Source organism: Pseudomonas sp. PDM18, from assembly GCF_014852585.1.
Taxonomy (GTDB): Bacteria; Pseudomonadota; Gammaproteobacteria; order Pseudomonadales; family Pseudomonadaceae; genus Pseudomonas.
Window position 1 is genome coordinate 186,549 of the sequence record NZ_JACVBX010000009.1, and the last position, 13,644, is coordinate 200,192.

Below are 13,644 nucleotides of genomic sequence, written 5' to 3' on the forward strand. Positions count from 1 at the left end.
TCAGAGCAGACTCAGCTCGCGGGCACGGCGTATCGCTTGGGTCCGATTGCGCACCTTGAGCTTCTCGTAGATGTTGTGCAGGTGCCATTTGACGGTGCCCAGGGCCAGCGACAGCTGCTGGCCGATCTCCTCGTTGGAGAGTCCCTGGGCCGCCAGGCATACCACTTCGCGCTCGCGGTCGGTCAGACCTTCTTCGAGCACTTCGGGGGACCTGCGTGCTTCCTGCCCCGGCCAGACGGTCAACATTCCGCGAATGAAGACCTGCAGCGCCGGTTGTCGCTCGGTGGATTCCAGTTGCTGCAGCAACTGGCGAATCCCCTCGCCTTCCTCGATGAAAATGCTCCGCACCCCTTCCCGCTCGGCGCCGACCAGGCATTGTCCGAGCAGGCTGTGGGAACGTTCCTGGTAACCCAGGCGCTGGTAGCTCAGGGCCGCCAGCAGATCCAGGCGCAGCCGTTGCAGGCCGTGCCAGCCCGGCTGCAGCATGCCGCGCAGCTGGGTGATTTCGTGCAGCGCCTCGCTGAAGTGCCCGCGCGCCTGGAGCAGGCGCACGCGGCTGATGCCCTGCACCCAGAGCACCGGGTTGAACGGCATCTGCTTGTAGTGACTGGCGAGCTTCGCCCAGTCGATCGCCTTTAGCCGCTGCTCGGCGCGCTTGCAGCGGTCGGTGGCGGTCTCCTGGAGGATCAGGTTGATCTCCTCGCCCACCGCCATGGCGAAGAAGCGCCAGGACTGGTTGCGCGAAGCCAGGGTCTGCATCAGCCCGAGGGTGGCCAGCGCCTCCTTGCCGCGCCCCTGCAGGCGCTGGATGCGCGCCAGGCACTGCATGCCCTGGGCATAGAGGTCGATCGGGTTGACCACGTCGACCCGGCCCAGCGCCCAGCGCAGGCGCTCTTCCAGGCCATCCAGCTCGGTGCGGTAATAGGCCGTCAGCGCTTCGGCGATGGCCGGCAGCGCGAGAGCCTGCGAGCGCTTGTCGAACAGCGGCATGGCCTGCTCGCGCACGCGCTCGATGAGCATCTGCGCCTGTTTGACCTGGCCCTGCTCCAGCGCCAGCACCACCTCGATGGTGCATTGCTGCATGTGCAGATAGCGGCCGTCGAGGAAGTGGTTGCGCTGCTGCGCCAACCCCATCAGGCGACGCGCTTGTTCAGCCTGGCCACGCACGACCTGAGCGAAAGCTCCGATCAGCAGAATCGCGCCCTCGAGGAACGCCGAGTTCTGCCCCAACTGACTCTCCACCTTGCGCGCCAGGGTGATGCACTGTTCGAGGTCATCTTTCTGCAGCGCCAGCACGGCTTTAACCGCCAGCGCCGAAAGGTACTGGTTACCCATCGGGCCGCTGCCGCGTGCGTCGCCCCAGCGCGCCAGCAACTCGTCGATCATACGGTTGGCTTCGGGAAGGCTGAGCTCGGTGGCGCGGGTCCAGACGTCGCTGAGCACGAGGATCGGGTAGCGCTCGGCGATCTCGTTCGGCACGTGCTTGCGCCAGCGCGAGATCAGGTAGAGCTGGCCACGGTTGATCAGCTCCAGGCCGCAGCCATCGACCAGCGCGGCGAGCATCTCCGGGTCTTCGGCGAGGCAGGCGTGCTCGATGGCCAGGGTCGGCATGTGGTGGTTGGTGAACCACAGGCTGGCGTTGAAGTGCAGTTGCTTGAAGCGCTCCGGATCACGCTCGCGCAGGCGGGCGCGGAGGAAGTCGGCGAACAGCTGGTGGAAGCGGTACCACTGGCGGTCGCGGTCCAGCGGCAGGAGGAACAGCTGCATGCTGTCCAGGTGCTCCAGCAACGCCTGGCCGTCCTGGCGACCGGTCAGGGTGTTGGCCAGGTCGCCGTTCAGGCGATTGGCAATCCCCAGGGACAGCAGCGCGCCCTGCACATCGGCCGGCAGACGTTCGAACACCGCGCGCAGCAGGTAATCCCCGACCGCTGCCTTGTCGTTGCTGAGCAGCTTGAGGTCTTCCGGAGCGCCCGGCTGCTGACGCAACCACAGGCTGACCAGGTGAACCCCCGCCATCCAACCTTCGGTCTGGTTGTGCAACGACTGCAGGCAGCTATCTTCGAGTTGCAGGCCATCGCGGGCCAGGTATTCACGGGTTTCGTCGCGGGACAGGCGCAACTCGTCCTGGCCGATTTCCAGCAGCAGGCCCTTGGCCCGCCAGGTGGCGAGGTTCAGCGGCGGCTGGGAGCGGCTGCCGATGGCCAGGGTGAGGCCAGGCGGCGCGTACTGCACCAGGCGATTGAGGCCGGCGAAGACATCGGAATGGGTGATCTCATGCAGGTCGTCGAGTACCAGCAGGACCTTGCGCTCGTCGCGGGAGAGGTCCATCAGCAGGCTTTCCATGACCGCGACCACTGGCACACGCATGGTGTTGTGCACGTAGCCCAGCGCATCCTCGCCAGTGCCCGGCACGGAGGTAGCCAGGGCCTGGATGAGCTTCAGGCAGAAACGACCGGGATCGTCGTCGTCACTCTCCAGCGAGAGCCAGGCGACCTTGTGGCCTTCGCTTGCACGCTTGCCGGCCAGCGCCGCCAGTGCGGTGGTCTTGCCGAAGCCGGCGGGCGCCGAGAACGACAGGATCGAGGCATAAGGATGTCGGTCCAGGGCATTCTGGACCTCGGGACGAATCAAATAATCAGCAGGCACCCGAGGGGGTGTTAATCTGGAGCGCAGAAGGCTGCCGGCTGCGGGCTCGAGCACTACATCCACGGCCTGTATCCCTATGTCATTATCGTTGTTGGTACGGAGCACTGTCCGCGTGGGATTCGTCACTTCTTATCAGAATGCTTTTCCTACGTAAACTGAAGAAATAGCTCTAGGATCGACACTTCAGCCGACCTGATCACCTCATTTGCCTGCACGCTGTTACCCATGCCTGACTGTTTTCTGTACCCGCTTCCTTACCGGGAAGACCCGGGCGAACGCTTCGCCCTGATTCATCGGGCACCCGGCGCCGTACTCCTGGACGCCGGTCGACCCATTGCCACACGTGGACGCTATGACCTTCTGAGCGCCTGGCCATTGGCAGAACTGGCACCAACCGCCGACGAATCGGCCAAGCGCTTCTTCGCCCGCGCAAGAGCCGCCTTGCAGAGCCTGGGCGAGGCAAAAGTCCCGGACAATCACCAATTGCCATTCGTCGGCGGAATGATCGGTTATCTCGGTTATGACTTCGGCCGGCGCGTCGAGCACCTGCCCGAACCGAACCTCGACGACCTCGCTCTCCCCTACGCACGCCTGGGCCTGTATGCCTGGGCGCTGGTCACCGACCACGAGGAGCGCAGCAGCCAGCTGGTTATCCACCCGTCACTGGCGACGAGCGAGCGGGAGCGTCTGATCGCGCTGTTCGAGAACGCCCACGACGATGAAGCGCTGCCGCCCTTCCAGCTTGCTGCGCCCTTCCGTCCGGACCTGAGCCGCGAGCAGTACCGCGAAGCGCTGGAGCGGGTGCATGGCTACATCCTCGCTGGCGACTGCTACCAGGTGAACTACACGCAGCGCTTCCGTGCGCCCTGCCAGGGCTCGCCCTGGCTGGCCTACCGCGCGCTGCGCGAGGCGTGTCCTACGCCCTTTGCCGGTTACCTGGCATTGCCTGAAGGCGCCGTCCTCAGCCTGTCGCCGGAGCGCTTCATCCAGCTCCACGGCAAGCAGGTGGAAACCCGCCCGATCAAGGGCACCCGCCCGCGCGGCGACACCCCAGAGGCCGACCGACAGAATGCCGATGCCCTGCTCGCCAGCGAGAAGGATCGTGCCGAGAACCTGATGATCGTCGACCTGCTGCGCAACGACCTGGGCCGCAGCTGCCGCCCTGGCAGCGTGCGTGTGCCCGAGCTGTTCGCGGTGGAGACCTACCCCAACGTCCACCACCTGGTCAGCAGCGTGCGTGGCGAACTGGCGGACGGCAAGGACGCGCTGGACCTGCTCGAAGGCAGCTTCCCCGGCGGCTCCATCACCGGCGCACCGAAGGTCCGCGCCATGCAGATCATCGACGAGCTGGAGCCGACCCAGCGCAGCATCTACTGCGGCAGCCTGCTCTACCTCGACGTGCGCGGCGAAATGGACAGCTCCATCGCCATCCGCACCGTACTGGTCAAGGACGGCCAGGCGAGCTGCTGGGCCGGCGGCGGCATCGTGGCCGACTCGAATTGGGAAGAGGAATACGAGGAATCGCTGACCAAGGTGGGCGTGCTGCTGCGGACCCTGGAAAGCCTCTGACAGAAACGTAGAAAACAAAAAGCCCCACATCAGCGGGGCTTTTTCGTCACAGCCGGTATTACAGGCTGAGCGGGCGGTTGGACGCCTTGAGGAATTCCTTCTTCAGGTCCTCATAGGTGTGCACGGCCGGGAACTGCGGGAACTCGCGAATCACGTTTTCCGGCGCGTGGAACAGGATGCCGGCGTGGGCTTCGGAGAGCATGGTGGTGTCGTTGTAGGAGTCGCCGGCGGCGATCACACGGTAGTACAGGCTCTTGAAGGCGATGACCGACTGACGCTTCGGGTCCTTCTGGCGCAGTTGGTAATCCACCACACGATCGGTTTCGTCGGTGATCAGCTTGTGGCACAGCAGGGTCGGGAAACCGAGCTGGCGCATCAGCGGCTGGGAGAACTCGTAGAAGGTGTCGGAGAGGATCACCACCTGGAAGCGCTCGCGCAGCCAGTCGACGAACTCCACCGCGCCTTCCAGCGGCTTCAGGGTGGCGATCACTTCCTGGATGTCGGACAGCTTCAGGCCGTGCTCGTCGAGGATGCGCAGACGCTGCTTCATCAGCACGTCGTAATCCGGGATGTCACGGGTCGTCGCCTTCAGCGCTTCGATACCGGTTTTTTCAGCGAAGGCGATCCAGATTTCCGGAACCAGAACCCCTTCCAGGTCGAGACAGGCGATTTCCACGAACGATTTCCCCGCAGGTTTGACTTGAGAGGCGGCACTCTAGCCGCTCGCTCCAACCCGTGCAACGCGCCACTTATACCCAAACACCACAGTCAACCTTCCTGATGGTTATTTAGGGGCATATTCCCCTCTTTGCTACCATCGCGCCCACAGAGCGCCTTGCGCCATTAAAACTAGGAATACCGCCTGATGAGCCTCCCGTTCGATATCGCGGAAATCGCCGCGAGCTATGCCAGTAAAGCCCCACAGGACATCCTGAAGCTTGCCTTCGAGCACTTCGGCGATGAGCTGTGGATTTCCTTCAGCGGTGCCGAGGACGTGGTACTGGTGGACATGGCCTGGAAGCTCAACAAGAACGTCAAGGTGTTCAGCCTCGACACCGGCCGCCTGCACCCGGAGACCTACCGCTTCATCGAACAGGTTCGCGAGCACTACGGCATCGCCATCGAGGTGATGACTCCGGACCCGCGTCTACTGGAGCCGTTCGTCAAGGAAAAGGGCCTGTTCAGCTTCTTCAAGGACGGCCATGGCGAGTGCTGCGGCATCCGCAAGATCGAGCCGCTCAAGCGCAAGCTGTCCACCGTGACCGCCTGGGCCACCGGCCAGCGCAAGGACCAGAGCCCCGGCACCCGCAGCCAAGTCGCCGTGGTCGAACTGGACGGCGCCTTCTCCACCCCGGAGAAACCGCTGATCAAGTTCAACCCGCTGGCGAACATGAGCAGCGAAGAGGTCTGGGCCTACATCCGCATGCTGGAAATCCCCTACAACAGCCTGCACGAGCGCGGCTTCATCAGCATCGGCTGCGAGCCGTGCACCCGCCCGGTACTGCCGAACCAGCACGAGCGAGAAGGCCGCTGGTGGTGGGAAGAAGCCACACAGAAAGAGTGCGGCCTGCACGCTGGCAATTTGATCAGCAAGGCCTGAGGTCTTACCCTTTCGCTGACGGAATATTCCCTGTCAGCCCGCAGCCCAGGATCGGACGCCTGCACGCCTGCGACGGAGCCGATCCCATGCGTATCACCCTGGTGAAGAAAGTCCTGGCCGATGGCCAGGACTGCCGCAAGTGCCGCGAAGTCCACGAACGCCTGGTCAAGGGCGGCTATCTGAGTCGAATCGACCGCACCCTGGTCGCCGACGAGCGCAACCCCGCCAGCACCGGCTGGCTGGTCGCCGCGCAGTACGGCGTGGACACCGCACCCTTTTTCGTCGTCCGCCACGATGACGGCCACGAGGTCGTCTACACGGTGTTCATGAGCTTCCTCCACGAAGTGCTCGAAGGCCGGGGCGAACTCCCGCTGGACTCCCGCGAAGCCCTGGCCGAACTGGCCCAGCGCGACGACCTCGATCGCCTCTGAGCGCCGCCTTTGACGCTTTCTTGATGCCCGTCCGGCCAGACTGTTTGTTCCTTCCCTGACGTACAAGGATGTAACTCATGGCAGACGGCTCGGACTCCACACACCCTCGCATTCCCGGCACAGTCTGGGCGCTGGGCTTTGTCAGCCTGTTCATGGACGTGTCCTCCGAATTGCTGCACAGCCTGCTGCCGCTGTTTCTGGTCGGTAGTCTGGGGCTGAGCATGGTCGCGGTGGGCCTGATCGAAGGCATCGCCGAAGCCACCGCGCTGATCGTCAAGGTGTTCTCCGGCGCCATCAGCGACTTCCTCGGTCGGCGCAAGGGCTTGGTGCTGTTCGGCTATGGCCTGGCGGCGCTGTCCAAGCCGCTGTTCCCGTTGGCTACCTCCGGCGAGACCATCTTCGCCGCGCGCCTGCTCGACCGTATCGGCAAGGGCATCCGCGGCGCACCACGCGATGCACTGATCGCGGACGTTTCGCCGCCGTCGATCCGTGGCGCGTGCTTCGGACTGCGCCAGTCCATGGATACCGTCGGCGCCTTCGCCGGCCCGCTGCTGGCCATCGTGCTGATGCTCTGGCTGGGCAACAACCTGCCGCTGGTGTTCTGGTTCGCCTGCATTCCCGCCGGCATCGCGGTGCTGGCCATCATCTTCTTCGTCAAGGAACCGGAACAGGCGGAAGGCACCCAGCGCTTCCGCTCGCCGATCCATCGCGATGCGCTGCTCAGCTTCCCGGCGCGCTACTGGTGGGTGGTCGGCATCGGCGCGGTGTTCACCCTCGCCCGCTTCAGCGAAGCCTTTCTGGTGCTGCGCGCCCAGGACATTGGCCTGCCGATGGCCTGGACGCCAATCGTCATGGTGGTGATGGCCCTGGTATTCATGCTCTCGGCCTACCCGGTGGGCTGGTGGTCGGACCGCACCGACCGCACCGGCCTGCTGGCTATCGGCATGCTCCTGCTGGTGGCGGCCGACCTGCTGCTGGCCTGGGCCGACTCCACGCCGCTGATGCTCGTCGGCGTCGCACTGTGGGGCCTGCACATGGGCTTCACCCAGGGACTGCTGGCGACCTTGATCGCCGATACCACGCCAGCCGATCTCAAGGGCACCGCATTCGGTGTGTTCAACCTGGCAAGCGGCGTCGCCATGCTGCTGGCCAGCATACTGGCCGGCTGGCTGTGGCAGAGCTTCGGCGCCAGCTGGACCTTTCTGATTGGCGCGGCACTCGCCTTCGCCGCCCTGCTGTTGCTGCGCTGGCGTATCCACTGAAGTCAGCAATGAAAAAGCCCGGCAGATGCCGGGCTTTTTTCGGGTACGGGCCGCGATCAGTAGATCGGCAACTCGATGCCGTCGAACAGCTCGTCCAGCTCGGTCTTGTTGTGGCACTGCACGGCCTTGGCCAGCAGGTCGCGGGTCAGGTGCGGGGCGAACTTCTCGATGAAGTCGCACATGAAGCCACGCAGGAAGGTGCCGCGACGGAAACCGATCTTGGTCACGCTGGACTCGAACAGGTGGCTGGCGTCGAGCATCACCAGATCGTTGTCCAGTTTCGGATCGACCGCCATGTGGGCCACGATGCCCACGCCCAGGCCCAGGCGCACGTAAGTCTTGATCACGTCGGCGTCGGCGGCGGTGAACACCACCTTCGGCACCAGGCCACGCTGGTTGAAGGCTTCGTCGAGCTTGGAGCGGCCGGTGAAGCCGAAAACGTAGGTGACGATGGGCTGCTCGGCGAGCAGTTCCAGGGTCAGTTTCGGCACCTTGGTCAGCGGGTGGCCCTGGGGCACGATCACGCAGCGGTTCCAGCGGTAGCACGGCATCATGATCAGGTCACCGAACAGCTCCAGCGCCTCGGTGGCGATGGCGAAGTCGACGGTGCCGTCGGCGGCCATCTCGGCGATCTGCATCGGCGTGCCCTGGTGCATATGCAGGGAGACGTCCGGGTACTGCTTGATGAAGCCGCTGATCACGCCGGGCAGGGCGTAACGCGCCTGGGTGTGGGTGGTGGCGATGGACAGCGTGCCCTTCTTCTCGTTGGAGAATTCCTGGGCGATCTGCTTGATGCTCTCGACCTTGCGCAGGATCTCGCCGGCGGTGGTGATGATGCGCTCGCCAGCCGGGGTGACGCGGGTCAGGTGCTTGCCGCTGCGGGCGAAGACTTCGACACCCAGCTCGTCTTCCAGCAGGCGAATCTGCTTGCTGATACCGGGCTGGGAGGTGTACAGGCTTTGGGCAGTGGCCGAGACGTTCAGATCGTGGTGCGCGACTTCCCAGATATAGCGCAGTTGTTGAAGCTTCATGGACTTTCCTCGAAATGAATGTCGCGACCCGCGATCAGGGCCTTGTCGTTTTATAACCATATTAATGGTTTAAGGAATAAAACTAGACGTTTTTTTTCGCCGTGCATGCCATTCGTCTAAAGCCCCACGGAAATTCCGGGCTTGGCCGACGTATCGTCACAAAGCTCTCAGCGGTGCTGCAGCATCGGCACCAGGTAGACCGGCACTTCGGCCAGCTGCACCAGGCGCGCAGCGGTGCGTCCCAGCGGCGCGTTCAGCCCATCACCGTGGCTGTGGCTGCCAGCGACGATGATGTCGACGTCCAGGCGCTTGGCCTCGTCGAGAATCACCATCGGCGCATCCCCCTGCACCACGCGCACCGAGCGGATCAGCTCGGCGTCCTGGCGCGCCTCCCCCAGTTCATCGCGGAACCCTTCCATAACCCGCTGCTCGATGCTGCCCATGACGTTGGTCAGGCCGTTGGTACGCATCTCCTTCAGCGTGCCTTCGTCCAGATAGGTCTGCAGGACGGATTCGGCGAACAACCCCAACGGTTCTACCGCGTGCACGACATACACCTCGGCTCCGTAGGCACGGGCCAGCGAAAGTGCGTGCTGAAGGACATAGGGGGCGTAAAGACCGAGGTCGGTGGCGTAGAGAATCGTTCGGATCATAAGGCCTCCTCGACTGCCTGCGCGGCGGGGCCTATCCAGCAGCGTAGCAGGAGAACGCGAATCGCTCCGAGAAGGCCGGATGTCGCGGCCGGGCGGCTATCCCGAGACCTTCTGCTCGTTGCTCACGCCGTGGGGAACATGGCCGGTCGCCACCACCTCCCGCGCCATCTCGCAGTGCATCGGCTGGTCGTCGAAGAACACGTCGGCGGCGAAGGCTTCGAGGAAGGCGGCCTTGTCCAGGCCACCGAGGAACAGCGATTCGTCGAGACGAATGTCCCACTCGCGCAGGGTGCGGATCACCCGCTCGTGGGCCGGTGCGGAGCGCGCGGTGACCAATGCCGTGCGGATCGGGCAGGACTCCTGCGGGAAGGCCTGCTGCACGCGGTTGAGCGCTTTCAGGAAGGGCTTGAACGGCCCGCCGCCCAACGGCTCGCGGGCGGACTCGCGCTCGTGGGTCTGGAAGGCTTCCAGGCCGCCCTGCTGGTAGACGCGCTCGGAGTCGTCGGAGAACAGCACCGCATCGCCGTCGAAGGCGAAGCGCAATTCGCCACTGGCTTCCCGGCGGGTGCCGCCGGACAGGATGGTCGCGGCAGCGAAGCCGGCGTCCAGCGCATTGCGCACGTCCTCTATATGGGTGGAGAGGAACAGGTGGCAGTTGAACGCCTTGAGGTAGGGATAAGGGCTGCGGCCGCCGACGAAGGCGGCGCGGGAGATACCCAGGCCGTAGTGCTGGATGGAGTTGAACACGCGCAGGCCGGTGTCGGCGCTGTTGCGCGACACAAGTACGACCTCCACCGGTGCGCTATCGGTCCCGCCGTTCAGCGCGAGCAGCTTCTGCACCAGAGCAAAGGCATCGCCCGGCGGCAGGACTTCGTCCTCGCGGTCGATCTGGTACTGGCGATAGGCTTCGACGCCCTCGCTTTCATAGACCTGATGGCTTTCCCGGAGGTCGAACAGCGCCCGCGAGGAGATCGCCACTACCAGCTTGTCGCCCAGCCCTTTTGCCATGTTTCCCCCGGTGTTCGTCAGCGAGTCCGGTTGCGTGCGTCGATGAATCGCAGCGCGCGATACAGCGCCTCGATCTTAGGCAGTTCACGTCCGGCCCTGCGTGCGGCCTCCAGAGGCGCCGCGTAGATTGCGCCCAGCTCCAGCGGCCGGCGCTGGGCGAAGTCATGGTACATGCTGGGCAGGTAGTCCGGCATGGCATCGGTGGAGCTGAGCATCGCCCCGACGATGCCCTGGGGCAGCGAATGCCCGCAGGCGCCGGCGCCGGCGATGACTTCCTCCATCAGCTCGGCCACCAGGGCGCGGCTGTCGGGGTTGTCCATGATCGCCCGCGTGCCGCTGTCGAGCAGCACGGATAGCCCGTTGTAGGGGATATTCCAGACTAGCTTCTGCCAGCGCGCCTGCTCCAGGTTGGGCATGGCGTTGGAGTCCAGGCCGGCGCTACGGAACAGCGCGGCGCCCTCCTCCACGATCGCCTGCCGAGCTTCGGCCTCCGCTGCGGAACCCGAGTGATAGCCGATGTTCACCCCGCCGAAGGCCTGGTGTTCGATCACGCCCGGCTCGGCGCGGTGCACGCAGATGAAGCAGAGCCCGCCCAGCAGGTGAATGTGTTCGGGCAGCAGCGCGCGCAGTTCGTCTTCCACGGCAAGGCCGTTCTGCAACAGCAGGACCTTGGCGCCCTGCGCGGCGGCCTGAATGATCAGCGGCGCGAGATCGGCGTTGCTGGTGGTCTTGGCGCCCACCAGCAGCCAGTCGCAGGGCGGCATCTTCGCCACGTCATCGTAGGCATTCACCGGCGACAGGCTCAGCGCGCCGTGCACCTGGCTGTTCAGGCGCAAGCCGTTCTGCGCGACGGTGGGATACTCGCTGCGTAGCAGAAAATGAACGTCATGGCCGGCGCGGGCCAGCATCAGGCCGTAAAAGCCGCCAATGGCGCCGGTTCCGATGATGCCGATTCGCAGATTCATCAAGGCAATTCCTCAGCAGGGCGCGCCAGGGCGGCGCGCAGGGCTTGGATTAGAGGTTCAGGGCGCAGCGGCGAATGGACGGGGCCCAGGAAGTGGCCGTCGCGCACCAGGAACAGGGACGGCAAGTGGAAGACCTCGTAGCGCTCGACCAGCCCGCCGCTGTGCCCAGCGTCGATCCAGCACAGGCGGTCGATGGGCAGGCCGAACTCCGGCAGCACTTGCCTCGCCCAGCGACAGGTAGAGCAGCCTTCCCCGGTAAAAATCAGCAGCGACACGCCCGGCAGCTCCAGCAGCCGGCGGTCGGCGTCCAGGTCGGTCAGCTCGTGGGCCGGCACTATACTCAAGGTGCCACCACTATAAAGATTGCAGTCGGAGCGTTCCGTCATGCGTCAGTTCCTGCGTCACCCTTGCGATTTCCCGGTCGAGCTGGTCATCCGCAAACAGACTTTCCTGCCGCGCCAGCGGTTGCACAATATCAGCCTCGGCGGCGTCGCGTGCAATTCGCCACGGGGCTTTCGCCGCGGCACCTCTATCGAGCTGCGCATCCCCTTGCTGGGCGACTCCGCCTGCTACCCCGGCGTCATCGCCTGGAGCCGCAAGCAGGCCAGCGACTACCGTGTGGGCATTGCCTTCATCGACGAGGACACTCTGTTCCGGGCGCGCATGGTCGAGCAGGTCTGCCAGATAGAGCAGTACCGCCGCCAGCGGGAGCAGGCCAGCGGCGCCAGCCTGCCGTTCGAGACCCTGGCACTGGAGTGGATCGCGCAGAACGCCGCCGACTTCCCAATGTTTTGCGCGGTCTGATCGGCACCCCGCAGAAAGTCGCGCAAATGCCCGTGTTGCGGGCATTTTCCTGCATCGAGCCATTGTCGAGGCGCTGCCTGAACGGTTAAGGTTCGGGTTCCCCTTAGCGACACCTCTGCCTGCGCCCCATCGCACGGGGATTTCTGGCGGCCGGCACCCGTGACCTGATTGAGTACCACGATGGCTGATTTACAGATCGACGACCTTAACGTTGCCTCCAACGAGACACTGATCACGCCGGAGCAGCTCAAGCGCGAAATCCCCCTGACCGACGCCGCCCTGCGCACCGTCGCCAACGGCCGCCAGGTCGTCCGCGACATCCTTGATGGCAAGGACCACCGCCTGTTCGTAGTGATCGGCCCCTGCTCGATCCACGACATCAAGGCCGCCCACGAATACGCCGAGCGCCTGAAGGTGCTGGCCGCGGAAGTTTCCGACACGCTGTTCCTTGTGATGCGCGTGTACTTCGAGAAACCGCGCACCACGGTTGGCTGGAAAGGCCTGATCAACGACCCGTACCTGGACGACTCCTTCAAGATCCAGGACGGTCTGCACATCGGCCGCCAATTGCTGCGCGACCTCGCCGAGATGGGCCTGCCCACCGCCACCGAGGCGCTCGACCCGATCTCCCCGCAGTACCTGCAGGACCTGATCAGCTGGTCGGCCATCGGCGCGCGCACGACCGAATCCCAGACTCACCGCGAGATGGCTTCCGGCCTGTCCTCGGCGGTCGGCTTCAAGAACGGCACCGATGGCAGCCTGACCGTGGCGATCAACGCGCTGCAGTCGGTTTCCAGCCCGCACCGCTTCCTGGGTATCAACCAGGAAGGCGGCGTCTCTATCGTCACCACCAAGGGCAATGCCTACGGCCATGTAGTGCTGCGCGGTGGCAACGGCAAGCCGAACTATGACTCGGTCAGCGTCGCCCTGTGCGAACAGGAACTGACCAAAGCGAAGATCCCGCTGAACGTGATGGTCGACTGCAGCCACGCCAACTCCAACAAGGACCCGGCCCTGCAGCCGCTGGTGATGGACAACGTCGCCAACCAGATCGCCGAAGGCAACAACTCCATCGTCGGCCTGATGGTGGAAAGCCACCTGGGCTGGGGCGCTCAGCCGATCCCGAAGGACCTGTGCCAGCTGCAGTACGGCGTGTCGATCACCGATGCCTGCATCGACTGGGACACCACCGAGAAGGCCGTGCGCAGCATGCACGCCAAGCTCAAGGAAGTTCTGCCCAAGCGCCAGCGCGGCTGACACTCCAGGCACGCACGAAAAAGCCGGGCATCAGCCCGGCTTTTCTTTGGCGCTGCAACAATTCTGCAGGCACAAAAAACCCGGCATTGGCCGGGCTTTTTTTATTTCTGCGCGCTGAAAGTCAGAGCGCGGTATCGGTGTGGCGCTGGCGGCGTTCCAGGTAGCGCTCGACGTAGGAGCACGACGGGATGACGCTGTAGCCCTTGCGCTCGGCGAACTGCAGCGCATGTTCGGTGAGTGCGGCGGCGATACCACGGCCACGCAGGCTGTCCGGAACGAAGGTGCGATAGATGTCGAGCGTCTGCTTGCCCAGATCCATGTAGGCCAGATAGGCGCGATGACCATCAACAGTCGTTACGAACTGATGGCTGGTTTCATCATGCTGGATGGACAACGACTCACTCACTTGCTCTCTCCT

General features: G+C 64.4%; 14 protein-coding genes. 6 read left to right on the forward strand and 8 right to left on the reverse strand.

The features are described 5' to 3' along the window. On the reverse strand, positions 1-2,709 hold the full coding sequence (locus tag IB274_RS19150) for a LuxR C-terminal-related transcriptional regulator (RefSeq protein WP_192433748.1): 2,709 nt from the start codon (positions 2,707-2,709) through the stop codon (positions 1-3). A 162-nt stretch (positions 2,710-2,871) separates the two neighbouring features. Here IB274_RS19150 and pabB point away from each other — a divergent pair, with 162 nt between their 5' ends. Beyond that, positions 2,872-4,215: an aminodeoxychorismate synthase component I gene (gene pabB, locus IB274_RS19155; protein WP_192433750.1), complete on the forward strand. Its 1,344-nt coding sequence runs from the start codon at positions 2,872-2,874 to the stop codon at positions 4,213-4,215. Between the two features lie 58 nt (positions 4,216-4,273). On the opposite strand, the gene thrH is transcribed toward pabB, so the two are convergent. Continuing rightward, on the reverse strand, positions 4,274-4,891 hold the full coding sequence (thrH, locus tag IB274_RS19160; RefSeq protein WP_024765701.1) for a bifunctional phosphoserine phosphatase/homoserine phosphotransferase ThrH: 618 nt from the start codon (positions 4,889-4,891) through the stop codon (positions 4,274-4,276). Positions 4,892-5,080: 189 nt separating this feature from the next. On the opposite strand from thrH, the gene IB274_RS19165 reads away from it, so the two are divergent. The 3 genes from IB274_RS19165 (at position 5,081) to IB274_RS19175 (ending at position 7,508) form a co-directional block, all read left to right on the forward strand. Beyond that, on the forward strand, positions 5,081-5,815 hold the full coding sequence (locus IB274_RS19165) for a phosphoadenylyl-sulfate reductase (protein ID WP_192433752.1): 735 nt from the start codon (positions 5,081-5,083) through the stop codon (positions 5,813-5,815). 86 nt (positions 5,816-5,901) lie between these two features. Beyond that, positions 5,902-6,246 (forward strand): hypothetical protein, encoded by a 345-nt coding sequence (locus IB274_RS19170; RefSeq protein ID WP_192433754.1) that lies wholly within the window; start codon positions 5,902-5,904, stop codon positions 6,244-6,246. 77 nt (positions 6,247-6,323) lie between these two features. Next, entirely contained in the window at positions 6,324-7,508 is a 1,185-nt protein-coding gene (locus tag IB274_RS19175) for an MFS transporter (RefSeq protein ID WP_192433756.1), read from the forward strand. A gap of 56 nt (positions 7,509-7,564) precedes the next feature. Here IB274_RS19175 and cysB read toward each other — a convergent pair whose 3' ends face one another. The 5 genes from cysB to IB274_RS19200 form a co-directional block, all read right to left on the reverse strand. After that, on the reverse strand, positions 7,565-8,539 hold the full coding sequence (gene cysB, locus IB274_RS19180) for an HTH-type transcriptional regulator CysB (RefSeq protein ID WP_192433759.1): 975 nt from the start codon (positions 8,537-8,539) through the stop codon (positions 7,565-7,567). Between the two features lie 167 nt (positions 8,540-8,706). Further along, positions 8,707-9,192 (reverse strand): universal stress protein, encoded by a 486-nt coding sequence (locus IB274_RS19185; RefSeq protein WP_192433761.1) that lies wholly within the window; start codon positions 9,190-9,192, stop codon positions 8,707-8,709. A 96-nt stretch (positions 9,193-9,288) separates the two neighbouring features. Next, entirely contained in the window at positions 9,289-10,200 is a 912-nt protein-coding gene (locus tag IB274_RS19190) for a 5'-nucleotidase (protein ID WP_192433763.1), read from the reverse strand. Between the two features lie 17 nt (positions 10,201-10,217). Continuing rightward, positions 10,218-11,165, reverse strand: coding sequence for a putative 2-dehydropantoate 2-reductase (locus IB274_RS19195; RefSeq protein WP_192433765.1), 948 nt, complete (start codon positions 11,163-11,165; stop codon positions 10,218-10,220). After that, a complete protein-coding gene (locus tag IB274_RS19200) occupies positions 11,165-11,551 on the reverse strand; it encodes a thioredoxin (protein ID WP_192433767.1) in 387 nt (128 codons plus the stop codon). The genes IB274_RS19195 and IB274_RS19200 overlap by 1 nt, the downstream gene beginning before the upstream one ends. Between IB274_RS19200 and IB274_RS19205 the strand changes: the two genes are divergently transcribed. Then, positions 11,550-11,969, forward strand: coding sequence for a PilZ domain-containing protein (locus IB274_RS19205; RefSeq protein ID WP_192433769.1), 420 nt, complete (start codon positions 11,550-11,552; stop codon positions 11,967-11,969). The genes IB274_RS19200 and IB274_RS19205 overlap by 2 nt on opposite strands. A gap of 180 nt (positions 11,970-12,149) precedes the next feature. Then, a complete protein-coding gene (locus tag IB274_RS19210) occupies positions 12,150-13,226 on the forward strand; it encodes a 3-deoxy-7-phosphoheptulonate synthase (RefSeq protein ID WP_138216372.1) in 1,077 nt (358 codons plus the stop codon). Between the two features lie 121 nt (positions 13,227-13,347). On the opposite strand, the gene IB274_RS19215 is transcribed toward IB274_RS19210, so the two are convergent. Continuing rightward, a complete protein-coding gene (locus IB274_RS19215; RefSeq protein WP_024765462.1) occupies positions 13,348-13,632 on the reverse strand; it encodes a GNAT family N-acetyltransferase in 285 nt (94 codons plus the stop codon). Positions 13,633-13,644: the final 12 nt, after the last annotated feature.